General features: G+C 30.9%; 29 protein-coding genes. 14 read left to right on the top strand and 15 right to left on the bottom strand.

Features of this window, described 5'->3' with window-relative positions:
- Window positions 1–145: 145 nt before the first annotated feature.
- Both U0D62_RS05105 and U0D62_RS05100 read left to right on the top strand, forming a co-directional pair.
- Window positions 146–829: a response regulator transcription factor gene (locus tag U0D62_RS05105; protein ID WP_322194267.1), complete on the top strand. Its 684-nt coding sequence runs from the start codon at window positions 146–148 to the stop codon at window positions 827–829.
- Window positions 829–1,908, top strand: coding sequence for a sensor histidine kinase (locus tag U0D62_RS05100; protein ID WP_322194266.1), 1,080 nt, complete (start codon window positions 829–831; stop codon window positions 1,906–1,908). The genes U0D62_RS05105 and U0D62_RS05100 overlap by 1 nt, the downstream gene beginning before the upstream one ends.
- Here U0D62_RS05100 and U0D62_RS05095 read toward each other — a convergent pair.
- A complete protein-coding gene (locus tag U0D62_RS05095) occupies window positions 1,846–2,901 on the bottom strand; it encodes a glycosyltransferase (protein ID WP_322194265.1) in 1,056 nt (351 codons plus the stop codon). The genes U0D62_RS05100 and U0D62_RS05095 overlap by 63 nt on opposite strands.
- 202 nt (window positions 2,902–3,103) lie before the next feature.
- Between U0D62_RS05095 and trmB the strand changes: the two genes are divergently transcribed.
- From trmB to U0D62_RS05080, 3 genes are read left to right on the top strand one after another with little or no spacing between them, the layout of a single operon-like run.
- Entirely contained in the window at window positions 3,104–3,778 is a 675-nt protein-coding gene (trmB, locus tag U0D62_RS05090; protein WP_322194264.1) for a tRNA (guanosine(46)-N7)-methyltransferase TrmB, read from the top strand.
- A 13-nt stretch (window positions 3,779–3,791) separates the two neighbouring features.
- On the top strand, window positions 3,792–4,421 hold the full coding sequence (locus U0D62_RS05085; protein WP_322194263.1) for a LysE family translocator: 630 nt from the start codon (window positions 3,792–3,794) through the stop codon (window positions 4,419–4,421).
- On the top strand, window positions 4,412–4,747 hold the full coding sequence (locus tag U0D62_RS05080) for an MGMT family protein (RefSeq protein WP_322194262.1): 336 nt from the start codon (window positions 4,412–4,414) through the stop codon (window positions 4,745–4,747). Before U0D62_RS05085 ends, U0D62_RS05080 begins: the two co-directional genes overlap by 10 nt.
- Window positions 4,748–4,799: 52 nt before the next feature.
- On the opposite strand, the gene U0D62_RS05075 is transcribed toward U0D62_RS05080, so the two are convergent.
- A complete protein-coding gene (locus U0D62_RS05075) occupies window positions 4,800–5,630 on the bottom strand; it encodes a hypothetical protein (RefSeq protein ID WP_322194261.1) in 831 nt (276 codons plus the stop codon).
- A gap of 196 nt (window positions 5,631–5,826) precedes the next feature.
- Here U0D62_RS05075 and U0D62_RS05070 point away from each other — a divergent pair, with 196 nt between their 5' ends.
- Both U0D62_RS05070 and U0D62_RS05065 read left to right on the top strand, forming a co-directional pair.
- A complete protein-coding gene (locus U0D62_RS05070) occupies window positions 5,827–6,969 on the top strand; it encodes an Mrp/NBP35 family ATP-binding protein (protein WP_322194260.1) in 1,143 nt (380 codons plus the stop codon).
- A gap of 3 nt (window positions 6,970–6,972) precedes the next feature.
- Window positions 6,973–7,212, top strand: a complete 240-nt coding sequence (locus U0D62_RS05065) for a NifU family protein (RefSeq protein WP_322194259.1) — start codon at window positions 6,973–6,975, stop codon at window positions 7,210–7,212.
- 46 nt (window positions 7,213–7,258) lie between these two features.
- Here U0D62_RS05065 and U0D62_RS05060 read toward each other — a convergent pair whose 3' ends face one another.
- The 3 genes from U0D62_RS05060 to U0D62_RS05050 form a co-directional block, all read right to left on the bottom strand.
- A complete protein-coding gene (locus tag U0D62_RS05060) occupies window positions 7,259–8,395 on the bottom strand; it encodes an acyltransferase family protein (RefSeq protein WP_322194256.1) in 1,137 nt (378 codons plus the stop codon).
- A gap of 109 nt (window positions 8,396–8,504) precedes the next feature.
- Window positions 8,505–9,689, bottom strand: coding sequence for a helix-turn-helix domain-containing protein (locus U0D62_RS05055; protein WP_322194254.1), 1,185 nt, complete (start codon window positions 9,687–9,689; stop codon window positions 8,505–8,507).
- An 18-nt stretch (window positions 9,690–9,707) separates the two neighbouring features.
- The gene (locus U0D62_RS05050) at window positions 9,708–10,604 is read right to left on the bottom strand and encodes a metallophosphoesterase family protein (RefSeq protein WP_322194253.1); all 897 of its coding nucleotides are present in this window, start codon (window positions 10,602–10,604) and stop codon (window positions 9,708–9,710) included.
- Between the two features lie 199 nt (window positions 10,605–10,803).
- Here U0D62_RS05050 and hpf point away from each other — a divergent pair, with 199 nt between their 5' ends.
- Entirely contained in the window at window positions 10,804–11,106 is a 303-nt protein-coding gene (hpf, locus tag U0D62_RS05045; protein WP_322194251.1) for a ribosome hibernation-promoting factor, HPF/YfiA family, read from the top strand.
- Between the two features lie 269 nt (window positions 11,107–11,375).
- On the opposite strand, the gene U0D62_RS05040 is transcribed toward hpf, so the two are convergent.
- Window positions 11,376–11,648, bottom strand: coding sequence for an acylphosphatase (locus U0D62_RS05040; RefSeq protein ID WP_322194250.1), 273 nt, complete (start codon window positions 11,646–11,648; stop codon window positions 11,376–11,378).
- Window positions 11,649–12,264: 616 nt separating this feature from the next.
- Here U0D62_RS05040 and U0D62_RS05035 point away from each other — a divergent pair.
- Together U0D62_RS05035 and U0D62_RS05030 are read left to right on the top strand one after the other, a co-directional pair.
- A complete protein-coding gene (locus tag U0D62_RS05035) occupies window positions 12,265–12,903 on the top strand; it encodes a response regulator transcription factor (protein WP_322194248.1) in 639 nt (212 codons plus the stop codon).
- Window positions 12,904–13,055: 152 nt separating this feature from the next.
- Entirely contained in the window at window positions 13,056–13,892 is an 837-nt protein-coding gene (locus U0D62_RS05030; protein ID WP_322194247.1) for a universal stress protein, read from the top strand.
- 87 nt (window positions 13,893–13,979) lie between these two features.
- On the opposite strand, the gene deoC is transcribed toward U0D62_RS05030, so the two are convergent.
- The 6 genes from deoC to U0D62_RS05000 all read right to left on the bottom strand — a co-directional run bounded on the left by deoC (window position 13,980) and on the right by U0D62_RS05000 (window position 17,336).
- A complete protein-coding gene (gene deoC, locus U0D62_RS05025; RefSeq protein WP_322194246.1) occupies window positions 13,980–14,624 on the bottom strand; it encodes a deoxyribose-phosphate aldolase in 645 nt (214 codons plus the stop codon).
- Between the two features lie 3 nt (window positions 14,625–14,627).
- Complete coding sequence (gene trxA, locus U0D62_RS05020) at window positions 14,628–14,927, bottom strand: thioredoxin (RefSeq protein WP_322194245.1); 300 nt, start codon at window positions 14,925–14,927, stop codon at window positions 14,628–14,630.
- A gap of 8 nt (window positions 14,928–14,935) precedes the next feature.
- Window positions 14,936–15,529 carry a DUF998 domain-containing protein gene (locus tag U0D62_RS05015; protein ID WP_322194244.1) on the bottom strand — a complete coding sequence of 198 codons (594 nt, stop codon included), beginning with the start codon at window positions 15,527–15,529 and terminating at the stop codon, window positions 14,936–14,938.
- Window positions 15,530–15,550: 21 nt separating this feature from the next.
- On the bottom strand, window positions 15,551–16,432 hold the full coding sequence (locus U0D62_RS05010) for a DUF3298 domain-containing protein (RefSeq protein WP_322194243.1): 882 nt from the start codon (window positions 16,430–16,432) through the stop codon (window positions 15,551–15,553).
- Between the two features lie 134 nt (window positions 16,433–16,566).
- Window positions 16,567–16,851 (bottom strand): hypothetical protein, encoded by a 285-nt coding sequence (locus U0D62_RS05005; RefSeq protein WP_322194242.1) that lies wholly within the window; start codon window positions 16,849–16,851, stop codon window positions 16,567–16,569.
- A gap of 80 nt (window positions 16,852–16,931) precedes the next feature.
- Entirely contained in the window at window positions 16,932–17,336 is a 405-nt protein-coding gene (locus U0D62_RS05000) for a hypothetical protein (protein ID WP_322194241.1), read from the bottom strand.
- Between the two features lie 106 nt (window positions 17,337–17,442).
- On the opposite strand from U0D62_RS05000, the gene U0D62_RS04995 reads away from it, so the two are divergent.
- The 4 genes from U0D62_RS04995 (at window position 17,443) to hemN (ending at window position 22,084) form a co-directional block, all read left to right on the top strand.
- Window positions 17,443–18,678 (top strand): PAS domain-containing sensor histidine kinase, encoded by a 1,236-nt coding sequence (locus U0D62_RS04995; protein WP_322194240.1) that lies wholly within the window; start codon window positions 17,443–17,445, stop codon window positions 18,676–18,678.
- Window positions 18,678–19,736: a response regulator gene (locus U0D62_RS04990; RefSeq protein ID WP_322194861.1), complete on the top strand. Its 1,059-nt coding sequence runs from the start codon at window positions 18,678–18,680 to the stop codon at window positions 19,734–19,736. Before U0D62_RS04995 ends, U0D62_RS04990 begins: the two co-directional genes overlap by 1 nt.
- Before the next feature lie 72 nt (window positions 19,737–19,808).
- On the top strand, window positions 19,809–20,651 hold the full coding sequence (locus tag U0D62_RS04985) for a universal stress protein (protein ID WP_322194239.1): 843 nt from the start codon (window positions 19,809–19,811) through the stop codon (window positions 20,649–20,651).
- A gap of 68 nt (window positions 20,652–20,719) precedes the next feature.
- Window positions 20,720–22,084 (top strand): oxygen-independent coproporphyrinogen III oxidase, encoded by a 1,365-nt coding sequence (gene hemN, locus U0D62_RS04980; RefSeq protein WP_322194238.1) that lies wholly within the window; start codon window positions 20,720–20,722, stop codon window positions 22,082–22,084.
- 21 nt (window positions 22,085–22,105) lie between these two features.
- Here hemN and U0D62_RS04975 read toward each other — a convergent pair whose 3' ends face one another.
- From U0D62_RS04975 to U0D62_RS04965, 3 genes are all read right to left on the bottom strand, one after another.
- Entirely contained in the window at window positions 22,106–22,990 is an 885-nt protein-coding gene (locus U0D62_RS04975) for a sterol desaturase family protein (RefSeq protein WP_322194237.1), read from the bottom strand.
- Window positions 22,991–23,299: 309 nt separating this feature from the next.
- Window positions 23,300–24,001: a sulfite exporter TauE/SafE family protein gene (locus tag U0D62_RS04970; RefSeq protein ID WP_322194235.1), complete on the bottom strand. Its 702-nt coding sequence runs from the start codon at window positions 23,999–24,001 to the stop codon at window positions 23,300–23,302.
- Window positions 24,002–24,448: a FixH family protein gene (locus tag U0D62_RS04965; protein WP_322194234.1), complete on the bottom strand. Its 447-nt coding sequence runs from the start codon at window positions 24,446–24,448 to the stop codon at window positions 24,002–24,004.
- Window positions 24,449–24,455: the final 7 nt, after the last annotated feature.

The raw sequence follows: 24,455 nt of genomic DNA, 5'->3' as shown, positions 1-24,455 counted from the left end.
TTTTTGATTCACACCAGAGGCTACGTTAAGTAAATGTTATGCTTGTAAGATTTTTATGTTAGTTTATTGTTTCCTAGCTTTATAGTTGGAGAAACTTTGGCAGTAACATAGTATATTTACGCAAGTGATATAATTCAAAAAGAAAATGAACAAAAAAGATATTACTATTCTATTAGTAGATGACGAGCCTGATATTTTAGAAATCGTTGGTTATAACCTAACTGCAGAAGGTTATAGTGTTGTTACTGCAGAAAACGGTTTAGAGGCGATAAAGATTGCTAAAAAGAAAAAGCCACATCTTATTATACTAGATGTTATGATGCCAGAGATGGATGGTATTGAGGCTTGTGAACAAATCAGGAAAATACCAGATTTACAAAATACTATCATTACATTTCTAACAGCTCGAGGTGAAGATTATTCTCAAGTAGCAGGATTTGATGCAGGAGCAGATGATTATATTACCAAACCTATTCGACCTAAAGTCTTAGTAAGTAAAGTAAAAGCACTACTTCGCAGATTAAAAGATGATGATTCTTCTGATAATGTCGTAAAAATTGGTAATCTCGTTATTAATAGAGATGAGTATAAGATCTTAAAAGATAAAAAAGAGATTGTTTTACCTAGAAAAGAGTTTGAATTATTATCTTTATTGGCATCTAAACCAGGTAAGGTTTTTAAACGAGAAGATATCCTTGATAAAGTATGGGGGAATGAAGTTATCGTAGGAGGTAGGACGATCGATGTACATATCAGAAAGTTAAGAGAAAAGATCGGCGATGATAGTTTTAAAACCATTAAAGGAGTAGGCTATAAGTTTGTTATATAATGGCAGAAAATTTTAAAAGATCGTATAAGTTTGCTTACTTATCATCTTTATATATTACCGTACTACTAACGCTCGTATTGAGCGTTTTTTTATACACGCAATCACAATTAAATGTACTATTTATAATAGGTTTTCTTATAGTTTGTTATTTAACTTGTTTTTTAATTATTCAGTATAGAGTTCAAAAGTTCATCTATCGAAGAGTACGAAAAATCTATGATGATATTGAGATGTTGGATCTTGAAAAAGTAGAAGAAGGTCCAGTGACAACTGATATGCGTACATTAATAAAAGAGGTTGAGAAGTTTGCAAAACAAAGAAAAACAGAGATAGAAACTTTAAGAATTCGAGAGAATTATCGTAAAGAATTTATGGGTAATGTTTCTCATGAACTTAAAACTCCACTATTTACAGTACAAGGATATATTCTCACATTACTGGATGGAGCCATGGATGATCCTGTAATTCTTGATAAATATTTGAATAGAGCTAGTAAAGGGGTAGAACGTCTAATTTATATCGTAAATGATTTGGATATGATTACTAAGCTGGAAGTAGGGGATCTTAATCTTAATTACACAAATTTTGATATCATAGAACTTGTACAGAGCGTTTTTGATTTATTTGAAATGAAAGCAACAAAAAAGAATATTGCTTTGACCTTTGATATGAACTATCAAGAACCTATAATGGTACATGCGGATAAGGAAAGAATACAGCAAGTACTATCTAATTTAATAGTGAATTCGATCAAATACGGAAAAGAAGACGGTACTACTGAAGTAAGTATAGAAAACTTAATCCGAAACAAAGTAATTGTTAGAATTACAGATAATGGTGAAGGTATAGCACAGGCACATATCCCTAGATTATTTGAGCGATTTTATCGAGTGGATAAAAGTGGTTCTCGTAAAGAAGGAGGTTCAGGACTAGGATTAGCGATCGTAAAACACATTATAGAAGCACATCACGAACGTATTTATGTAGAAAGCGATTATCGAATAGGAAGTGAGTTTTCATTTACTTTGGAAAAAGTTAAACAATTTCCCGTAGTCGATGTCAGTACTAAAACTACTTAATCCCTTATAAGCATTTAAATCATATAGTTTTTTTAATGTAAACTCATCCTGTTGACAACTAGGTACTAGTTTATTCGAAGTAAGACGTTCTGCAAGATATTCTTGCTCAAATTGTCCAGGTGTAGGAATAAAAAAGGCCTTCTTTTTTAGTTTAGCCAGATCCATAACTGTAGTGTATCCTGATCTGGAAATAATCACATTACTACTATTTATAGTGTTTTGTAATGCTTCGCCTGTAAGGTAGTTGTGGACAATGATGTTATTTTTAACGTAAGTTTTATGTGTGTCTTCTATTACTCCTCTGACAAAAACAATTTTTTTATCACTACGTTCAAACTCATAAAATAACTTTTCTTCCAACATTGTTCTTTGAGGTTCTGGGCCAGAAAGTAACACCATAATATCATATAGTTTAGGAACCACTTGGTATTTAAACCTGCTTAAAGGACCTAAATAGGTAACTGGAATACTATTCTTTTTGGGATGCCCCAATTCACCACTTAGATTTGGATCATCAGCCATATCAGGAACCCAACATACATCAAATTTTTTTATGTATTTGTTGTGAAATTTTGTGCTAATAGACGTTGTTTTGCCACTAAGAACGGTTAATTGATGTGTAATAAAAACCGAAGGAACATGTTTGTTACGTACCCCCATTCGGTTATCTGATATAATACCATAAAAGCTATCAGATTCTAAAATCTTTTTGGTAGCTTTTTTCTCTGCAGTAATCGCTTGAGCAATTTTAGGACTATTCAGTAATATCTTTAATTTAAAGTTACTAGCTTTCTTAGAATATTCAATATTGTAAGAAGGAAGTTCTTCCGTTTGTAATTCAGGAAATTCTTTACGTAATAATGCTAATGCAGATCCATCAGATGCAATTACTGGTTCATACCCTTGATCGATTAAGGCATTGATGATTGGGATACAACGGGTAGCGTGCCCTAACCCCCAATTTAACGGTGCTATAAGTACTTTTTTGCTCAAGGTGTTTAGTTATTTTTGTTTGTTAAGCAACTGACTAATTAAGAATTAAAATTAATAGTATTCCCTTAAGCAAATATTTCCTTAATTTTACCAAAAAATTATCTTTTGGTCGTCATGATTTAACATTCGATACTAGTTCAGGTATATATTTAAAAAATAATGAAAGGATCAAAGAATCAGAATAATATAAGAGCATAAAACGGTGGGGAGTAAGAATAAATTAAAACGTTTTAACGAGAATAAAATCTTTGAGAATGTAGTAGAGCCTACACGAGAAGAGGTGTTAAAAAATTCTTTAGGATATAAAGGGAATTGGAAAGAAAAATTTTTTAAAAATCAAAACCCTATAGTATTAGAGTTAGGATGTGGTAAAGGAGAGTATACTGTAGGATTAGCACAAAGATATCCTGATAAAAATTTTATTGGTATTGATATAAAAGGGGCTCGTTTTTGGAGAGGTGCAAAAACTGCTATCGAAGAAAACATAAATAATGTTGGCTTTATTAGAACGCAGATTGAATTAGTAGATCATATTTTTGGTAAAGAAGAGATTGATGAGATATGGATCACATTTCCTGATCCACAAATCAAATATAAGCGTACTAAGCATAGAATGACTAATAGTATTTTTTTGGAGCGCTATAAAAAGATTCTTAAATCAGATGGCATCATGCATCTTAAAACAGATAGTGAATTCATGCACGGATATACTTTAGGATTATTACATGGAGAAGGACATGAAGTATTGTATGCTAACCATAATGTATATCATAATGAAGGAGCTCCAGAGATTGTTACTTCAATTCAAACTTTTTATGAAAAACAATATCTGGAAAAAAATAAACCCATAACTTACATCCAGTTTAAAATTACCTAATTACCCTACTAATTTGGAAACTACTAAACTCTTTTTAGTAACTTTTTTTGCTTCACTAGTCGGAGTGATTCCTCCTGGATTGGTGAATATGACTGTTGCTCGAACCTGTCTTGAACGAGGTAAAAAAAATGGAATATTAGTGGCTATAGGAGCCTCAATAATTGTATTTTTTCAAGCATTGATAGCGATTCTATTAGCTAAATATATATTTTTCAATCCTTTTGTCACAAATATTCTGCTGAGAACAGGAGCGGTTATCTTTTTATTAATGGCTATCTACTTTTTTGCAAAAGCAAAACAGCGCAAAACAAAAATCAAAGTATATAGAAATAATGATACACGGAGCTTTTTTAAAGGTGTAATGATGTCGGTAATTAATGTATTACCAATCCCTTATTTCTGTGCTATAGCAGCTGGTATGAGTGTAAGCGGTAAAATGGAATATGATGCTTTACGAATTATAGCTTTTGGGATTGCGGCCGGATCCGGAACTTTTGTAACGTTATATTTTTATGTATTCTCATTTTTGAAGATCGAAAAGAAAACAGCATCTATAACCAAGTATACGAATTACTTTATGGGGATACTGATGTTGGTATTGGTTATGATAACATTAGCAAGAATTATATATACATGGGAGTAAAAGAAAATGATAATTTCTTTGATAGAGTTTATGAAGTAGCTAAACTTATTCCTTACGGAAGAGTAACTTCTTATGGTGCAATTGCGAAATATTTGGGTTCTGCACGTAGCGCTCGTATGGTTGGATGGGCAATGAATGCCTCGGGTAAACATGAAGACGTACCTGCTCAACGCGTTGTAAACAGAAAAGGGATTCTTACAGGTAAACACCATTTTCAAGGAACCAATTTGATGCAACAACTACTCGAGAACGAAGGAGTAAAAGTAATCGATAATCAAATACAGGATTTTGATAAGTTATTTTGGGATCCTATGAAGGAGCTATAAAAATACAATCCAATAAATTGTTTCTTTGCTTTTATCGTAAAATACCTTTCATTTAAAAAGAAACTCCAACTCCTGCAGAAAACATAGAAAAATCGGGGGCACCTATTTTTAAATGCTCATATCCACCAGAGAACTTAAATCTTCCTGCGTGATAATTTAATAAGGCATTAAATTTATTTACAGTTTCTGATTCTATAAAAGTTTGATTAAAATTGACTTCAACACTAAGAGGTTTTGCAAAAAACAATTCGGCACCAGCACCATAGGTAAAACCTAGTTGTTCAACTTCGCCACCGATATAGGTTGCTCCTATGCCCCACCAGGCATCAAATCGTTCTGTACGTACACGGTGATACTTGGCAAGGAACGAATATATTGCCAAGGAATTATCACCAAAATTGGTATTTTCTTCCCATAACTGCAAGTAATCAGCCTCGACGCTTATACGTTTAAGAAACCTTATATCCAGGTTAAGGTGATTACCATATAGTTTACCATTTTCTGCTATAAACCGATTAGTGATTGTAGCTCTGGCCATTTGTGTATCATCACCCCATTCATATGAATAATTTCCTTTTTTTGAATTATAATATGGATATTTAGTGATGGATGCAGTACTAGCACTATGTTCTTGTTCTATAGGAGTTTCTATAAAAGTTCCGTAAGTGGTTATAAGAAAAACATCTAAAAAAAGTGGGCCAAATACCTCTAGCCAAAAACTATCTCCAGAATCATAAGAGTTGCCAGAACTGCGAGATTCTGACCTAGAACTGGATCTTTCTTTTTTTGTGAGACTTTTTTCGGCTTTCTCCAGCTTACCTTGCCCATAATTGAAATTAAAACCGAGAAAAAATAATGTGATGATTATAACTGTTCGTTTCATGATTGATGATTTGCAATTTTTAGAATTGCTAATCCACACAAACCATACCATCTTATTAAGATTACTTAATCATCAATGTCAATATGGTTATAGATCATTTCGATTTACAGGTTTTATAATCTTAACTTTTCGACCTATCTTTGCTCTTAAAATTGGTCAGAATTGATTAATTTAAAAGAAAAAGAAAAACAGAAGTATGAAGCTGGAGAAATCAGAGATCTTAAAAGCATTAGAAAGCGTTACAGTAGCTGGAGAAGGTCAGGATATGGTAGAGAGTGGTGCAGTTAAAAATGTGATCACTTTTGGAGATGAGGTAATTGTAGATCTTGTATTAGCTACACCTGCATTACATATTCGTAAACGTGCAGAGGTAGATGTAATGAAGGCGATCCACGATAAAGTTTATGAGAAGGCAAAAATAAAAGTAAATATTAAGGTAGAAGCTCCTGCGCCATCACAGCCAGAAAAAAATGTAATCAAAGGAAAACCTATTCCTGGCATTACTAATATTATTGCGGTTGCTTCTGGTAAAGGAGGAGTAGGAAAATCTACGGTTACTTCTAATCTTGCAGTAACCTTGGCAAAAATGGGATTTAAAGTAGGATTGTTAGATGCAGACATTTATGGTCCTTCTGCTCCTATTATGTTTGATGTAGAAAAAGAAAGACCATTATCTGTTAAAGTAGGCGATAAATCTAAGATGAAACCTATAGAGAACTATGGAGTTAAAATTTTATCTATTGGATTTTTCACGCAACCAAATCAAGCAGTAGTATGGAGAGGGCCAATGGCAGCAAAAGCATTAAATCAAATGATCTTTGATGCCGCGTGGGGAGAATTAGATTTTATGCTGATAGATTTACCTCCTGGAACAGGAGATATTCATTTATCTATAATGCAATCGTTACCGATTACAGGAGCTGTAGTAGTAAGTACACCTCAAAATGTTGCTTTGGCTGATGCTAGAAAAGGAGTAGCTATGTTTCAGCAGGATAGTATTAGTGTACCTGTATTAGGAGTTATAGAAAATATGGCATATTTTACTCCAGAAGAGCTTCCTAATAATAAATATTATATCTTTGGGAAAGAAGGAGCTAAATATCTGGCAGAGGATATGGAAATTCCTTTCCTTGGAGAAATTCCTTTGGTGCAAAGTATAAGAGAAGCTGGAGATATAGGACGCCCTGCAGCATTGCAAACGGCAACCCCTATTGAAAAAGCATTTGAAGAATTAACAAAAAATGTAGTTCAGGAAGTGGTAAAGAGAAATGAAAACTTACCACCAACTGAAGCAATTAAAATAACAACGATGGCAGGATGTTCTGCTGTAAAAAAATAAAAAATGACTTCTGAAGAATTAAGAACAAATGTAGAAAAAGCGCTAGATGAGATCAGGCCCTTTTTGGAAAGTGATGGAGGTAACATTTCTTTGGTTTCTATTGAAGATGATAAAAGAGTAAAAGTTCAGTTAGAAGGAGCTTGTGTAGGTTGTAGTGTAAACCAAATGACTCTGAAATCAGGAGTAGAAATGACCATTAAAAAATACGCCCCTCAGATAGAAGAGGTAGTAAATATAGAATAAGAAAGATTCTTTTAGGAATTTTATTTATAAGCGTATGTTCAGAAAGTTAATCTTTCTGAACATACGTTTTTTTTAGACCAAAAAATGGATGTAACAAAGGAACTTTTAGAATGATCCAATGGTATATAAACCAACTCATCAAAAAAGTACCCAAAACAAGGATTAAAAACTTAGATAAAAAACTCCATTCCAGATTCATTATATAATATCCTATTGCAATTGTAATAGTTTGATGCAAAATATAAAAAGGATATACTGCTCTATTGCAATAAGCAAGAAGTTTACTTTTTCTGTTTAAAAATGATGCACCATATCCAATTATGACCAAAATCCAAGACCATAAATTGGTTACTTTAATAAAAGCTTCTGTAAAATGTACTAAAGTGCTATCTTCTATACTTAACCAAATAAACAATTGAATAATAAAAGCAATTACTCCTATAATTAAAGCTTTGGATTTTATTTGTTCAATCGTTGTCCAGAATTGTTTACCCGAAGCAATAAGAACAAATCCAAAGAAAAATAAAACGATACAGTTTATAAAATTATACCAATCATCGATTAATGCATGAGTAACCGGAAAAAAAGGCTCTAAAAATGCTTCTATAAAATATAACGGTATAATAAACAGATATAACCCAAAAGGCTTTTGAATTTTTAAAGATATCCAATTCATAAATAAGGTTGGTTTTCTTTTGATTCTAACCAATAGGGGAGAAAGTAATAATGAAAAGATTAATAGATAAGGTAAAAACCAAAGGTGATGCCAGGTAAAATTTCCTTCAGGATAAATACCAACAAAAGCATGATTTAGGTAGAAATCAGAATAAGAACTACTGAACTGATTATTTACCAAACGCTCAAAATATACTTGAGGAGGAGTAATGACCAACATCCCAAATAGTAAAGGAATAAGTAGCCTTTTTATTCTTTCTTTATTAAACTGCCATAAACTGCGATAGGAAAGAGCATAATAAGTACCCATTCCAGAAATTATAAAAAGAATAGGTAACCTCCATTGATTTAGGAAAAGCATTGGCCAACGAATCCAACTAATAATTTCATTGTTTTTTATATGCCATCCCCAAGGAACAAAAAACATTCCTACGTGGTAGAAAATAAGTAACCCAAATACAATGACACGCAACCAGTCTAAATCATAACGACGAATTTTTTTCTCCATAACTTTTTTTAAAATGTTTTTTCAAAAGTGTAATATTTTATTCGCAGTTATCTGGAAACGAACCTTGTTTGTGTCCAGAATTACAATTTTGGACTTTTTATACCTTGATTTAGGCCTTTGAAGTAGAATTATAAGATGATATATACTCTTTGGGAGACATTTCTACGTGTTTTTTAAAAGCATTATAAAAAGAAGACTTAGATTTAAATCCAACAGAATTTCCAATAGCTTCAATAGTAAGGTGATCATATTGGATATCAACCAGACGTTTTTTTGATAAATTGATTCGATACTGATTGATGAAATCGTTGAAATTTAAGCCCGTTCTGGCATTAACTATTTGAGAAATATAATTGGGACTTACTGTTAGTATTTCAGAAAGGCCTTTTAATGAAGCAGATGTAGATAGATAAAATTTTTCCTGTTCAATATAATCTCGTATTTGCTCAATGGAGATTCCAACTTCTGTAAACCCTGATGTTTCATATTTATCGGCAATCCATGAATTTTCAAAAAATCGCGATTCTGAAAGTAAGATAAAGCACTTAATAATCACCATTATTGTAAACAGTATAATAATATAGTGATCTCCTCCATCATCTTCAAAATTAAGGTACACTGTAAATATTAATAAGAATATTAATAGAAAAAAGGCGATCGTATTTTTGGAGAATTGATATTTGTTGATCGTTGTTTCTTTGGTATTGGATGTGTTATTTGCTAAGTGTTTTACTAACAATTTAATAGCAAGTAATAAATAAGTGATAAAACTCAAAAGTATAATCCATCTAAAATAATCTTTTATCCATAAATACCCATATTCTGTGCCTTCTGGTACTGGTACACGTTTTATATCCGGGAAATACGCATGAAGATAAGCATTTAGTTTTACCGAAGTAGGTTGTAAATAATATCCAATTTGAGAAATAAAATATAAAATAGAAGGAACAAAATGATACCAGTGTTTTTTTAATGTAACCGATTTTCGTTCAAGTAAGGCATAAACAAATAGGTAAATAAAAGGAGCGACGGATAGTACCAGAGGTTCTGTAATATCATTAAGATAAGGAACATATTTCATCAAGCCCGTATAGCATAAAAAAACATCTAAAGAAAGAATGGATTGTATGCCTATAGACCAACCAAATATTCTAAAAGCTTTATTCTTTTTTGAAGACCTAAAAAGAATGACAAGAGTGAGTAGCAATCCAATAAAAACTCCCAAGAAAAGGATGTATGATATCAAATTATGTTTTATGGGGATATTTTCTACTGTTTGAATAAAATCGTTCATACCAAATATGTCAATATATTATTCAGTAATGAAATCAGTTAACTTTTGAGGGCCTTCCAGTGGGATTCTGACAATTTTCAGAATTCCATCGTCAGTAGTAGAGATTTGCCATTTGATTAAAGTAATGCTCCCGTTTTCAATTTCTATTCCGGTAATAGATCGGGGGTGTACACAACTACCATCATTAAACAAAGCCAATTCTCCTGCTTCAGGAAATCGAGGTCGATGTGTATGACCGATAACAGTAAACAGATTTTTTCGACTGGCAATCCATTTTTTGATACGACGCTCTACTTTTATAGTTTCTCTATAGTTCTTGGCAGGGCTTGTGGGGTCTGCTATACCCACTACTTGTAACGGTTTCCATAAAACACGAACTAAGAATCTATTAATTCTCCATCCAATATAATTCATGAAATCCGCCTGATGTCCATGAAGTAAAAAAATTTCTTGTTCTGTATCAGTATGTTTTAAAATAATAGCTTCGTGATATTTGATGTTAGGAAAAAGAGGTACCTCGGTATCTGTTTTTTGATCAAAATAGGAACTAAGATGTTTTTTTACATATTTAGGATCTCGATACACCATATCATGATTACCCCAGATCATTTCTAAACGGTTTTCGGTATGAAAATCTTGAAGTAGCTCATATACATTTTTATGAGCTCTGAAAATAGTTTCAAAACTTAGGTTTTCCCACAATTCATCTCCATCACCTAATTCGCAATATGTATACCCTTCATTATGATAATGCTTTAAGGCATGAAAATAGATATTTCTATTATTTGCAAAGTCATCGGCAAAACTATTGTCTCCTCTATGACAATCACTAAACAGGATAAACTTAGAAGTATCATCAAACGGGATTACCTTGGCATTTTTATAAGCACGATCCAGGCGAAATTGAGAAGACATAAACTAAGTTTTTTAGTAAATATACAATACTATACTATTAGTTTTTTAAGCTTGAATAAATTTTAAGATTTTATAAGTATGGATAACCTATTGGATAAAACTTTTTAAACCTATGTTTAAAATTGGGGATATGATATTTATCATATTAAAAAAGAGAAATGGGGTATATTTTTGATTGTAGAATAATAAATATAAACAGATGAAAACAAGTATTCAATTTGTACAAATGCCTACAAGTGAAACCATGATAAATTATGTAAACCAAAAATTGGATAAACTTTATAAGAGATATGATTGGGTTATTAAGTCTGTAGTGTTTTTCAAAAAAGAAAATGACCCAAAAGGTAAAGGGAAAATATGCGATTTAGAATTGAGTTTGCCTGGACCAAAAATCTTTGCAACTTCTAATGAGAAAAATTTTGAATTAGCCTTTAAAGAAACACTTAATGATATCGAAAAACAACTTAAAAAACGCAAACAAGAAATGAAACCATATCATTAAATAATTAAAAAAACGCGAAAACTGATATTTGTCATATTTTCAACAATTTAATATAATTACTTTAGTTCTGTGGTTAAAGAAATGATTTTTAAAGTATTGTGTTAAATAAAAATCAAAAAAAGAAGAAATTAGTATGTTCTTAAAAAGATGATCTAATTATACTTATCTCGTGATAAATTGAACATATGATATCATCTTTTTAAGAACATACTAATTTCTTCTGAGGAAACAGGTAGGTTATGCTTACCTGTTTCTGGTTTTTTTTTGAGTTAATATAAAATCTCAAAATTTTCAAAAAAACAAACAGAAGAAACTTCAAAAGAAACCTGTTGTACAATAGCAAATTCAGGTCCTTTAGAACACCAATCCAATAAGGTTTTGAGTTGAGATTCTGTCCCTTCAGCTTCAATATAGACACTTCCGTTCGGTTGATTCATTACATATCCTTTGATTTTTAATTCTTCAGCTTTTTGCCAAGTACTTTTTCTGTACCAGACTCCTTGTACTTTTCCTGTAACAGTTATGTTATAATGTTTTATCATAGATAAAAGTTAAGTCTCTTTTTGTACTAAAATACTAAGAATTATCAATGATTCTATTCAAGGCAACTGCGCTAGCTGATTAGTTGCAAGTTTATTATAATGTTATGTTTTAGCCATAAAGTATAAATAGTGTATCAGTAATTCATTGGTTTTTAAAGTTTTGAAATGTTTTTTCAAAATATGCTACTATTCAAAATCACATAAATCATTTGTATCTTAGAGGGAAGAAAGAGTCATTTTTCTCTTTCTTAAGGCTTAACTTATAATAAACCAACTGTAAAAGTATTACCCATGAAATTATTAGAAAAAATACTAAGAAACAGGACAAAACAAAAAGGTCTTTTTTTAAAGCGCTATCCCAGAAAACCATTAAGTACCTCAAAATATACTTAGCCTTTTTGAGATATCTTCTTATACATTAATTTGAACTTCTTACGGTTTTTTTTATTGTCTACAATAGTAAAAAAACGTTTACTATAAATTTCAGAAAGAAATTTATAGAATACACACACTGCTACTTCGATAAAGTGGGGTAGTATCAGTTTATTATCCAAGATTCATATTCATTAGGTGTGCTACCCCTAGCGAATGATACAGTTCACACAAAATAAAAAATATGAAATATTCAGTAGTCATTGTAGAAGACCATATTCTGTTTTCTCAAGCACTAGAAGGATTGGTAAATAAGTTTCCTAGATTTAAAGTTCTTTATTCCTGTAAAAACGGGAAAGAACTATTTATTAACCTTAAAAGAACAAAAAGAGTACCTGATATTGTACTAATGGACATTGATCTATCGGTAATTAAAGGAATAGAAACCACCACAAAATTAAGAGAACAGTATCCAAAAATTAATGTTTTAGCTATTTCAAGAATTGAAAACAAAAAAGTAATTCTTAAAATGCTACATGCTGGTGCCAAAGGGTTTTTACCAAAATATACAGAAAAATGTATTCTGGAGAGAGCGCTTACAGAAGTGCAGGAGACTGGTTTTTTTCATACAAGAGATATAACGAATCTATTAATAGAATCGTTGCATCCCAGAAAGAAAAAGGAAGTAGAGCTCAAAGATCGTGAGATAGAGTTTGTTATACATGCTTGTACCGAAAAAACATATAAAGAAATAGCGAGAGATATGTGTGTAAGTCCAAAAACTATTGAAGGATATAGAGATGCTATATTCGAAAAATTAAATCTAAAGAATAGGACAGGAATGGTTATTTACGCAATAAGGAATAATATATTTCATCCATGAATGATGAAGTTTATGAATTGAAAAACAGGTAGATCTTAAGCTTTTTTAGATATGATAAATATCATATTAATTCGTATTGATATCCTCTAATTTTGATCGTGTAAAAAGGTTCATAAACGAATGAATATAAATAATCTAAAAAAAATAAGTAGATGAAAAGAATTCTTGTACCTACCGATTTTTCTCAGTATTCAGAATATGCATTGCAAGCAGCAGCTTCTATAGCCAAACAACAAAACGCAGAAATTTTGCTGTTACACATGCTAGGACTTTCTGAGGCGATATTAACCAAAAATGAAGATCAGGAAGCAACAGAAGCTTTGTATTACTTGAAACTTGCCGAAAAGAGATTTGAGACTTTTTTGGATAAAGAATTTCTGAAAGGAATTAAGGTTTCTGAAATTGTACATAACTATAAGATTTTTAGCGAAATCAATGATATTGCTCTTAATAACGATATAGATCTTATTGTAATGGGATCTCATGGAAGTAGTGGATTGAGCGAGGTATTTGTCGGTTCTAATACAGAAAAAGTAGTTCGTACCTCTGATATTCCGGTTTTGGTTATTAAAAATGAAATTGAAGATCTGACTATTAAAGAAGTAGTATTTGCATGTGATTTTAAGATAGAAAATATCGATTCGTATCATAAAGCAACACGTTTATTCAAATCTTTAGGGGCAAACGTACATTTACTATATATAAATTTACCAGGAGAAAAATTTAGAAACTCTAAGCAAATAGAAGAAAGAGTTTCAGATTTTCTGTTTAAAGCAGATTCTGGAAGCCTGGATATGCTGGATAAAGTAGTGTATTATAATGATTATACTGTAGAAAGCGGAGTTTTTAATTACTGCGAAAAAGTAAATGCAGATTTAATTGCAATACCAACACATGGTCGTCGCGGATTAGCCCATTTCTTTAGTGGAAGCATTGGAGAAGATATTGCTAATCATGCCAATAGACCTGTAATAACCTTTAAAATATAAATTAGATGTAAAAAACCTCTTTCAGAGTTTTAAATCCTGGAAGAGGTTATAAATTACCGATACGATTCTCAGTTATTTCTGCAACTCCTATATCGAAGTTACAATATGTACTCCTGATGAAGTTCCTATTCTTGAAACCCCTAAATCAATATATTTTGTAGCAGTTTCTATATCTCTAATCCCTCCTGAAGCTTTTATTTTGACTTGATTATTGACTTCATCTTTCATCAGTTTTATATCTTCAAGAGTAGCACCTCCAGTACCAAATCCAGTAGAAGTCTTTATGAAATCTGCTCCTGCATTGACAGATAATTTGCAAGCTATTTTCTTTTCCTGATCGGTGAGATAACAATTTTCAAAAATTACTTTTAATATATTGGCTCCCAGTATCCTTTTAATAGATTTAATCTCATTCTCTACTTTTTTATAATTCCCGGATTTCAGCCAACCAATATTGAGTACCATATCAATCTCATCAGCTCCTTGATCGATGCATTGTTGTGCTTCGAATTCTTTTGTAGCTTGGGTAGAAGCTCCCAGAGGAAACCCAATTACTGAAGCAATCGTAATATCTGTATAAGATAACTCACTTTTAGCTAGAGGAATATAGGAAGAGTTTATACAGATAGCATAGAAATGATGTCGTTTGGCTTCAATACAGAGTTTTTCAATATCTTTTTCTGCAGCAGTCGCTTTTAACAAAGTATGATCTATATATCTGTTGAGTTCCATCTATTATTTATGAGAATTAATGATATTAATAATATCATGTTTTTGAAGTACTCCTGATTGTCGCCAAAGCTGTTTACCTTCTTTAAACAAAATCATAGTAGGTACTCCACGAACATTATATTTTGTAGCTAAAGATTGATTTTTATCGACATCAATCTTTACAATTTTAATTCCTTCTCCAACATCGTCCTTAACTTGTTTTAAAATTGGAGCTAATGTTTTGCAAGGGCCACACCATTCTGCAAAAAAATCTACTAATACAGGTGATTCAGAATTGATAATATTACTAAAGCGATCTTTCATTTGTTTTATTATAATTTTAAAATACTTTTTCTAGGTTTTATAAATGTATAGAACTTAAAAGAATAGAATAACCATCCAAAAGCAGAGATAAAAATAGCTCTGTCATAAATTCCTTTTTTCTCAGGGTTAGTAAACATTAGATAGGTTAACATTAAAATGATACTACTCATAAGAATAGTTATTATTATATGTATTCGTCTTTTTACAATAAAACTTACTGATATACAATAAACGATTAGCGAGATTTTGGTAGCAATTGAAAAAATTGAATGCAGTTCACTATGAAAATCATCATAATTAAGATTTTGATCAATCGGTGTATCCAAACATATTGCACTCATAAATAGAGAAATAGAAAACAATAATAATAATAGTAATTGCAGATAAAATCCATTTAAAATTTTACACCCAATAACTATAGTAATACAACTAAGCATTATAAAAATCAGGTTCATAACCCAATTGTTATGTGTTTGCTGTGCACCTAATTGACTTAACGTATGTTCTGTTATTGAATACCCAGAAATAGTAAAAGAGGGTAATAAAAATGCTACAAGTATCAATAATAGGTATATTGCTAAAAAATAGTAATTGTTTTTCATAAATTACGTTTACAATTAACCTTAAAGAAGATAGGTAGATCCTCTAATAATGTGTTTAATATCTTTAATTGGGACTTCAACAGAATATGTACCTGTGTATGATGGGCAAATAATACAATCATCAAAATAAAACTCAATAGTATTATCATATATTACAAAATTGCTTTTATATACTTTGAAATCATGCGTTGATAACTCCCAACAGTCATAATACAATTCTCCAGAATTAATAGCATTGTTTATAATACGATTAATAATTGCTAGAAGTTCCTTTTCAGAATCATTTTCAAAGAAATCATTATAAGAAATAAATCTATGGTTTTTTAGATTAAAATTCAAACAGTCAAACGTATAAGAGGTTTGCTGTGTTTTAGAATAATGATTTTCTGTATAGAATAATACACTAATAAAGTGATTTTTTATTGTGTAAATTTTATAATCAATACTTCTTTTGTCTCTATATTCTTTACTTTTTAAAGTATCACAAATCAGTTCTTTATCCTCAAGTATTTGATTTTCTGTTTTTTCAATGTTAAGGTAGTTGTCTTTGATGTAATCATTAAAGATAGAATATGAACTATTTTTTTTCTCACTAAAATATGGATATCTATAATTAAGTATATATTGCTCTTCTTCTTTATAGAATGTTTTTGTGGTAACTAACTCTTGTAATTCAATTATATCATCTTCAGCTTCAATCAATCGTTTTCTTTTATTTGATTTAGTTTTTTCCTGATCGAGTTCAAGGTTTTCTTCACTAAAAATTGACAGAGTATCTTTTATCTCTTGATTGATTTTGTCATTTGTTTCTTTTTGAACGATATTAAAATTTCCTTCCTGAAGTCTTTCATTTTTACAGGCAATCATACCTAAGAAAACGAGAAAGAATGCCTTGATTTTCATATTGATGGATTTAATTTTAAATAAAAATAATCCAAGAAAACGTTAAAAAATATGATATAAATCAGTTAATCTAATCAACAAAAAAAGGTGGATTTTAATCGAAATCCACCTTTTACATAAAAGAGTATGTATGATCAGAAAAAGCCGTTACCGATAATGATAAATGCATTAGTAATGATACTTGCAATTAAGAGATCTAATACTAATTTGGGTTTCTGCACTGTTAAGATGGCAGCATTATGGGCACTACATACTACTACACTCAGAAAAACTAGAAACATTTGCGAGGCTCCATTACCATTTAGCAGAGTGGCCATAATTGCTACAGAACCTAAACAAGTAGAAGCAATTATTGCTAAAGCAGAGTATCCGATGTAATTTTTGGAAAAATCAGCATTCATTTTTGCATATAGTGTCATATCATTATGTTTTTAATTTGAGATAAAAGTATAAATGCAAAATGTTCTAAAATATGATATTAATCAGGTTTAGAGCGATACTATGATTCAAGCAATAATTTTAAACGACCTAGCATCATAAGTTCGGATTTATTTTTGCCAGAAAAAGCTCCTGCTATGTTATTTGATGTAGTCCAGATTAATTGCTTTATCTTATTCGTAAACAATGATGTATGTTCTTTAAAATATACCTCAAATTGTTGAAAACACAGGTCGGCACTTATTTCTTCATTATCCATCCAATCAAAAACTGTCTCTATTTGAAAAGCGAGATCCACTCCAAATTCGTCTTCAGTAGAATCAATTGGTAACCATTCTGATTTTACTACTTTTTGTAAGGATGCAAGTTCTGATTTGTGAACAAATTTATCAGCTGCTGCTATGGCATAGAATAACTTTCCTAGATTTTGATAAAAAGTAACACTTGTATTTTGCGTTGTATTCATAACCTAATAACGTTTTGTTTATAAAAGCTAAAATAATCCAGGATTAAGACTTTTTTTATGATATTCATCAGGTCTTGCTACTATTCAAAATCATTACATTTGACATATGAAGGTTTTTGCAAAAGACAATAATATATTTAACCTGCTTACAGAAGCAGTTTCTGAAGGTATACTAGTGATTAATGAAGATCAGGTTATTGTAGCGACTAATGGTTCTGCTAATGAAATTTTTGGGTATAATACAGATGAATTGATTGGAAAACAACTCGATCTTTTAATACCTCAAAAATATCATCATAATCATAAAGGTCATTTTAAAAATTTCTCTAAACACTCAGAAAAAAGAAAAATGGGTGAAGGAAGAGAGCTTTATGGTGTAAGAAAAGACGATAAAGAGTTTCCTATTGATGTTGGACTTAATCCATTTTCTATATATGGTAGTAATTATATAATGGCATTGGTTATTGATATTACCGAACGAAAAGAAAGAGAGAAACAAATAAAAGAATTAAATGCGCAATTAGAAAAAAAGATAGCAAAAAGAACAGAGGAGTTACATCATACTATAGAAGAACTTAAGGAAGAAGTAAAATTGCGTAAAGAGGCAGAAGCGGTAATAAAGGAATCATTAAAAAAAGAACAACAACTCAATGAGTTAAAAACAAAATTCCTTTCATTAGTTTCTCATGAATTTAAAACACCGCTTAGCGGGATACTTACATCTGCAACTCTAGCCGGGAAATATACCAAAGAAGAACAGCAGGAAAAGAGAGACAAACACTTACACACCATTAAAAACAAGGTGAAATATCTAGATAACATTTTAAATGATTTTTTATCTATAGAACGTATTGAAACTGGAAAGGTTACGTATAAATTCTCCACATTTCCATTAAGTAAAGTTATTAATGAAGTAGTATACGGCGCCAATATGTTGCTTAAAGATGGACAAAGAATTAATTATCCCAATAATATTGATGATTATATGTTAGAATTTGATGAGAAAATTCTAGAATTAGTGCTATCAAATTTAATCAACAATGCTATTAAATATTCTGGTGAAAATACAGTTATTGATATCCAGGTTAGTGTTGAAAATGATTTATTAATTTTTAAAATTATCGATCAAGGAATTGGGATTCCTCAAAAAGAACAAGAATTTATTTTTAAACGTTATTTCAGAGCAGAAAATGCCCTATTGGATCAAGGTACGGGAATCGGACTCAATATTGTAAAAAGTCATTTGGAAAACTTAAAAGGGTCGATTACTTTTACAAGTACAGAAAACAAAGGCTCTTCTTTTATTGTTAAAGTACCTGCACTAACCAAACAAAAATTATGATGAAAACTGTCCTGTTGATTGAAGATGATGCTGCACTTAGAGAGAATACGGCAGAATTATTAGAGCTATCCGATTATAATGTTATTACATCTCCCAATGGGAAAGTAGGTATTGTAAAAGCAAAAGAAGAAAAACCAGATATCATTGTTTGTGATATTATGATGCCAGAAGTAGACGGTTATGGTGTTCTGGAAACATTATCTCAAGATGCTACTACCAATCAAATCCCTTTTATATTTTTATCCGCAAAGACTGAGCATAAAGAAATTAGAAAAGGGATGAATCTTGGTGCAGATGATTATCTAACCAAACCCTTTGAAGAAGATGAGTTGTTAAGTGCTATAGAAAGTCGATTGGCCAAAGCACAGATTATTGCAAAAATTCTTGAAGAACGCCATGAAATCATTGAAAACACTCAAAATGATGACGGTTTTAGGAATCTTCAAGAACTTAAAAATTTCTTTAATGATTATGGAGAAATTTCTACATATAAAAAAGGCGAATCCGTTTATACAGAAGGAGAACACTCTAATAAAGTATACCTCATTTTAAAGGGAGTAATTAAATCTCATAAGATGGATGAAAATGGTAAAGAATTAATAACAACTTTATATAAAAAAGAAGATTTTCTTGGATTTACCTCCTTTGTGGATAATGAACCTTATCAGGAATCAGCTACCGCAGTTGAAGATTTAGAATTGGCAGGAATATCAAAAAATGACCTCAAAGATATACTAGAAAAAAGTAAGAATATTTCTCTGGAATTGATGGAGGTATTGACTAGTAATTTGTCTGATATTAAAGAACAATTATTACAAATGGCTTATAGCTCGGTCAGAAAAAAAACTGCACAAACAATACTTCAGTTTGCGCAAGTAATGAATAAAAAGCCCGAAGAAAGCATTAAGATTTCTAGAAATGACCTGGCTAGTGTAGCAGGTATCGCGACAGAAAGTTTAATTAGAACATTATCTAGTTTTAAAAAAGATGGTCTTATAGAAATTGAAGGACGTACTATTAAAATTTTGAACTTACAAGGACTCAAATTAGTAGGATAAAATTCTGAAACTGATTTTTATCATACTTTTCATAGATGCAGACTAATACATTTGTTGTGTTATGATGTATTTATGAAGAAAAATATTCTAATACCAACTGATTTTTCTGAAAACTCTTGGAATGCCATTGTCTACGCACTTTCTTTTTTTAAGAAAGTAAATTGTAATGTCTATATATTGCATGTTTCTTCTAATGAAGAGATAACAGGTGCTGGAGTTTCTCTATATGATCCCAAACTAATGGTGATCACACCTGTAACCCATAACCAAAGAGAACAAATGAGTTCATTTCTGAAAAGAATCGAACGATTAACACTGAATACAAAGCACCATTTTTTTCCGATTTATGAATCTCTTTTTTTTGTTGATGCTGTGAGAAAACAAGTTAAAGAGAAGAGTATCGATTATATTGTTATGGGTACAAAAGGAGCATCAGGGTTGAAAGAAAAAATGGTTGGTAGTAATACAGGTGATGTTATAACTAAAGTAAAGTGCCCTGTCCTGGTTGTTCCAGAAAAAGCGAGCTATACACTTCCAAAAGAAATAGCTTTTCCGACTGATTATAATTTATATTATAAAAGAAAAATATTAAATACAATCAATGAGGTTATAACCTTGACAAATGCATCTTTAAGAATTCTCCATGTATCAAAAAAAGAGCGTGATCTTACAGAACTACAAATAAAAAACAAAGAGTTTCTTGATGATGAACTTGATAATTTAGAACACAGTTTTCATTTTTTATCAAATCCTGATCTTGAAGCTGCAGTACAATGTTTTGTAGAAAGCAGAGACATTGATATGATTACTATGGTAGCTAAAAATCTCAATTTTTTCCAAAGAATTTTATTTCATCCAACAGTAGAAAAAATAAGTTATCACATTAGTATCCCCTTTTTGGTATTACATGAATAACAAGGAAATGCGATAGCATTAGATTTTAAAAAACAGATAAAAGAATTAAATTTTAAAAGTATAATTAAATGGAAAAAAGTTTAATTGATAAATATAACATTCCGGGACCTCGATATACTAGTTATCCTACAGTTCCTTTTTGGGACAATGCCACATTTTCATTAAAAAAATGGACAAAATCTGTACAAAGATCTATTGTAGAGAGTAATAAAAAAGAAGGGATAAGCCTTTATATTCATCTGCCTTTTTGTGAGAGTATGTGTACCTTCTGCGGATGTCACAAACGTATTACCAAAAGACATGATCTTGAGATGCCATACCTTGACTCTGTTTTAGAAGAGTGGGATATGTATCGTAAACTTTTTACTACAAAGCCTAAAATAAAAGAATTACATCTCGGAGGAGGTACGCCTACCTTTTTCTCATTTAAAAATTTACAATACTTAATTAAAGGAATTACTAAATATGCAGAATTAGCTGAAGATTATGAGTTTAGTTTTGAGGGACATCCTAATAATACTACCCGAGAACATTTACAAACACTGTATGATGTAGGTTTTAGAAGAGTGAGTTTTGGAGTTCAGGACTATAATGAAACGGTACAAAAAGCAATACATCGAGTACAACCTTTTGAAAAAGTAAAATACGTGACCGAAGTGGCCAGAGAGATAGGATATACCTCGATAGGACACGATATTATTTTTGGATTACCTTTTCAGACCGAAGAAGCTGTTAGAACAACTATTAGTAAAACAAAAGAATTATTACCTGATAGATTAGCATTTTATGGATATGCTCACGTTCCCTGGCAAAAAGGAAATGGCCAGCGAGGTTTTAAAGAATCTGATTTGCCAACAGGAAAACAAAAAAGAAAACAATACGAGATAGGAAAAGAATTATTATCAGAAGCAGGATATATCGAGATAGGGATGGATCATTTTGCTTTACAGAGTGATTCTTTATACCAATCAGTAGAAAATAATAAGCTACATCGCAATTTTATGGGGTATACTGCTTCCAAAACACAAATGATGATTGGGTTGGGAGTTTCTGCTATTAGTGATAGTTGGTATGGCTTTGCTCAAAACGTAAAAGGTGTTGAAGAATATCAACATTTAATAAAAGAAAGAATTATACCAGTATTTAGAGGACATGTATTAACGCAAGAAGATGAAATTATAAGGAAACATATTCTTAATCTAATGTGCCATTTTGAAACTAGGTGGAGTCATAACACACTATATTTTGAAGAATTAGAAACAGTGTTAAATCGATTACAAGAAATGGAAAATGACGGATTAGTTATAATTTCTGATGAAGCTATTTTGGTAACCCCAAAAGGTCGTCCGTTTATTCGTAATATTTGTATGGCATTTGATCTTCGTTTACAACAACACAAACCCGATACAAGGTTATTTTCTATGACAATTTGATTGTAATAAAAAATAGATATGTTATTTCCCTTTTTGATTTGATTTTTTAAAACCATAAAAAATTTGCCCAAAAAAATGTTTAGGAACCTTTTCATCTCCTGGAAAACCCAATTTGATAGTGCCGCTGTCTTCAGGGATATGATGGGTATTAAAAATATAATCCCATAAACTTAAACTAATTCCAAAATTAACACCATACGTATTTTCTGGCAACGTATAAGAATGGTGATATAAATGCATTACAGGATTATTGAGAATATATTTTAAAGGGCCGTAAGTAATCTTGATATTGGCGTGATTAAGATGGCCAATGGTAATTGCCAGAAAGTGTACAATAAAAGCTTGCTCTGGTTCAAAACCACCCAAGATCATTACTCCAATCGTTTTTAGAGGTTTATAGAAAAGATTCTCCATCCAGTGATAACGTAGATGCGCTGCAAACCCCATTTCTTTAACAGAATGATGTATTTTATGAAACCTCCATAAAAAAGGATATTTATGAAGTAACATATGAGTAAACCATTGAACAAAATCTAAAACAATAAAAAATATAATAAGTTGAACCCATACAGGTAATGTAGAAAGGTCAATGATCGTAAGGCTTTTTGCAGAAATACCTATGTCTTTAAATAATACTTCTAACAGTTTGTAAACTCCACTTATGGCAATTGCAAAAACAAAAAAGTTAAAAAACATATAGAATCCATCTAACCAGAAATCTTTTCTAAAAACAGATTGATGTTTTCTCCACGGAAACACCATTTCTAAACCCCATACTAATAAAGAAATAGCAATTAAACCCCAAAAATAATTGGTATACCAGGAAACTTCAAACAAAATAGATTTCCAGGTCCAGTCAATGCTATCCATCAAAGAAGTCGTAAAAGCATTAATATATTTTTCCATTGTTCTTTTTTACTGTGATGATTTATTTAATTGGTACAAGATCTTGGTCGAAAAAGTAATATTTGTTTTACCGATTAAATGTAAGATTTTTCATCGTGTTTGAATATTAAATACCATAACAGAAATAAATAATACTATGTTGTTTATTAATGAACTCATTTTGACTTTTTCTATTTCCTAAAAAATGTCTGAAATTTAACCATATTTCATTACTTTTTTTGGCCGTAGCTCTGCTATGACCTGTAAAAATTGCTTCATCTGATCAAATTTCAATTCATTTTCGGTTAAAAACAAAAAGTCAAGATGAGTTCAATGACAATTAAAATTGGCAGATACAATTTCGGTATTATGTTTTGGAGAAATATATGGTATACCCAATCCTAGACCACGTACTATAAACAATAAACCTATTATAATTATAAAGACAGGAATTACTTTTTGAATATGTTTTCGAGCCTTTATATTTAAGAAGTTACCAATATATACAGCCGTAGTCATTAAAGGAATTGTTCCCAGGCCAAAAAGTATCATATACAAACTACTTTTAAATAGATGACCTGAAGCAATTGCACCAAAAACAGCCATATATACCAAGCCACAAGGTAGAAAACCATTTAAAAAACCAATGGTTAAAAAAGTGTCTGAAGTTTTCTTTTTAAATGAAGCGCCCAAGGTATTTTTTACCTGTGAAATCAGGCGATACAAAGGTTTGAAAATAGTATACTTTGTTAATATTAGAGAAGGAGTTAAGGCAATAATGATCATTAAAAACCCAATTGCTATGGATAATCCTTGCTGCAATCCAAAAATGTTAAGGCTTTCACCAACCAATCCAAAGAATAAACCTATTAGTGCATAGGCAAATAATCGCCCAAAATGATATAAAAATATCTGAAAGATTTTTTTTGTTGCATTAGTTCGATCTAATGGTAACATAAAGGCAATAGGACCACACATGCCTACACAATGAAAGCTACCAAGGATGCCTAATATGAATGCAGATATTAACATTTAATAAGTAAAGGATTTCTTAAACAAATATGGAGTGTTGTTATACTTCCAATCAATGATAATTTTCCAGCGCCCTTCAATCAGTTTTTGATTAGAAATTAATATTTGAGATTTTTTAAGAATGATTGGAGTTTTGAAATCTAATTGTTTATTTGAAGGCCTGTATAGATGTATAGTCCCAGAAATTTTTACTGATTCTTTATCTTCAGGAAAGGAAACGAGTAATCCTTCTTCGGTTTTTATAAATGAGATATCTGTTGCAAGGGCTTTCGCATTTTTTTCAGCATTGATTTTATTTTGAAAAGCGAGTTCTTGTTTGTAATAGTCTTCGGTAACAAGATCGTGTTCGTATTTCTTATCAGTATTCATCTTAACTACGAAATACATGATAAAACTTATAAATGCTATAAATGTTATTACAATGGATGTCCCCCAGTTTAGTTTCATCTTTTTA

It is taken from the genome of Aquimarina callyspongiae (genome assembly GCF_034322225.1).
GTDB lineage: Bacteria > Bacteroidota > Bacteroidia > Flavobacteriales > Flavobacteriaceae > Aquimarina.
Note: the sequence above shows the minus strand (reverse complement) of the source record. Positions and strands in the feature narration are given on the sequence as shown.

Excerpts from the sequence above, each read along its gene's own strand:
- U0D62_RS04970 (WP_322194235.1), bottom strand. The coding sequence starts at position 24,001 with ATGTTAATATCTGCATTCATATTAGGCATCCTTGGTAGCTTTCATTGT.
- U0D62_RS05075 (WP_322194261.1), bottom strand. The coding sequence starts at position 5,630 with ATGAAACGAACAGTTATAATCATCACATTATTTTTTCTCGGTTTTAAT.
- U0D62_RS04990 (WP_322194861.1), top strand. The coding sequence starts at position 18,678 with ATGAAAACTGTCCTGTTGATTGAAGATGATGCTGCACTTAGAGAGAAT.
- U0D62_RS05080 (WP_322194262.1), top strand. The coding sequence starts at position 4,412 with ATGGGAGTAAAAGAAAATGATAATTTCTTTGATAGAGTTTATGAAGTA.
- U0D62_RS05065 (WP_322194259.1), top strand. The coding sequence starts at position 6,973 with ATGACTTCTGAAGAATTAAGAACAAATGTAGAAAAAGCGCTAGATGAG.
- U0D62_RS05030 (WP_322194247.1), top strand. The coding sequence starts at position 13,056 with ATGAAAAGAATTCTTGTACCTACCGATTTTTCTCAGTATTCAGAATAT.
- U0D62_RS05010 (WP_322194243.1), bottom strand. The coding sequence starts at position 16,432 with ATGAAAATCAAGGCATTCTTTCTCGTTTTCTTAGGTATGATTGCCTGT.
- U0D62_RS05055 (WP_322194254.1), bottom strand. The coding sequence starts at position 9,689 with ATGAACGATTTTATTCAAACAGTAGAAAATATCCCCATAAAACATAAT.
- hpf (WP_322194251.1), top strand. The coding sequence starts at position 10,804 with ATGAAAACAAGTATTCAATTTGTACAAATGCCTACAAGTGAAACCATG.
- U0D62_RS05070 (WP_322194260.1), top strand. The coding sequence starts at position 5,827 with ATGAAGCTGGAGAAATCAGAGATCTTAAAAGCATTAGAAAGCGTTACA.
- U0D62_RS05105 (WP_322194267.1), top strand. The coding sequence starts at position 146 with ATGAACAAAAAAGATATTACTATTCTATTAGTAGATGACGAGCCTGAT.
- U0D62_RS05015 (WP_322194244.1), bottom strand. The coding sequence starts at position 15,529 with ATGAAAAACAATTACTATTTTTTAGCAATATACCTATTATTGATACTT.
- hemN (WP_322194238.1), top strand. The coding sequence starts at position 20,720 with ATGGAAAAAAGTTTAATTGATAAATATAACATTCCGGGACCTCGATAT.
- trxA (WP_322194245.1), bottom strand. The coding sequence starts at position 14,927 with ATGAAAGATCGCTTTAGTAATATTATCAATTCTGAATCACCTGTATTA.
- U0D62_RS05000 (WP_322194241.1), bottom strand. The coding sequence starts at position 17,336 with ATGAATACAACGCAAAATACAAGTGTTACTTTTTATCAAAATCTAGGA.
- U0D62_RS04965 (WP_322194234.1), bottom strand. The coding sequence starts at position 24,448 with ATGAAACTAAACTGGGGGACATCCATTGTAATAACATTTATAGCATTT.
- U0D62_RS05040 (WP_322194250.1), bottom strand. The coding sequence starts at position 11,648 with ATGATAAAACATTATAACATAACTGTTACAGGAAAAGTACAAGGAGTC.
- deoC (WP_322194246.1), bottom strand. The coding sequence starts at position 14,624 with ATGGAACTCAACAGATATATAGATCATACTTTGTTAAAAGCGACTGCT.
- U0D62_RS05035 (WP_322194248.1), top strand. The coding sequence starts at position 12,265 with ATGAAATATTCAGTAGTCATTGTAGAAGACCATATTCTGTTTTCTCAA.
- U0D62_RS05005 (WP_322194242.1), bottom strand. The coding sequence starts at position 16,851 with ATGACACTATATGCAAAAATGAATGCTGATTTTTCCAAAAATTACATC.
- U0D62_RS04995 (WP_322194240.1), top strand. The coding sequence starts at position 17,443 with ATGAAGGTTTTTGCAAAAGACAATAATATATTTAACCTGCTTACAGAA.
- U0D62_RS04975 (WP_322194237.1), bottom strand. The coding sequence starts at position 22,990 with ATGGAAAAATATATTAATGCTTTTACGACTTCTTTGATGGATAGCATT.
- U0D62_RS05050 (WP_322194253.1), bottom strand. The coding sequence starts at position 10,604 with ATGTCTTCTCAATTTCGCCTGGATCGTGCTTATAAAAATGCCAAGGTA.
- U0D62_RS05060 (WP_322194256.1), bottom strand. The coding sequence starts at position 8,395 with ATGGAGAAAAAAATTCGTCGTTATGATTTAGACTGGTTGCGTGTCATT.
- U0D62_RS04985 (WP_322194239.1), top strand. The coding sequence starts at position 19,809 with ATGAAGAAAAATATTCTAATACCAACTGATTTTTCTGAAAACTCTTGG.
- U0D62_RS05100 (WP_322194266.1), top strand. The coding sequence starts at position 829 with ATGGCAGAAAATTTTAAAAGATCGTATAAGTTTGCTTACTTATCATCT.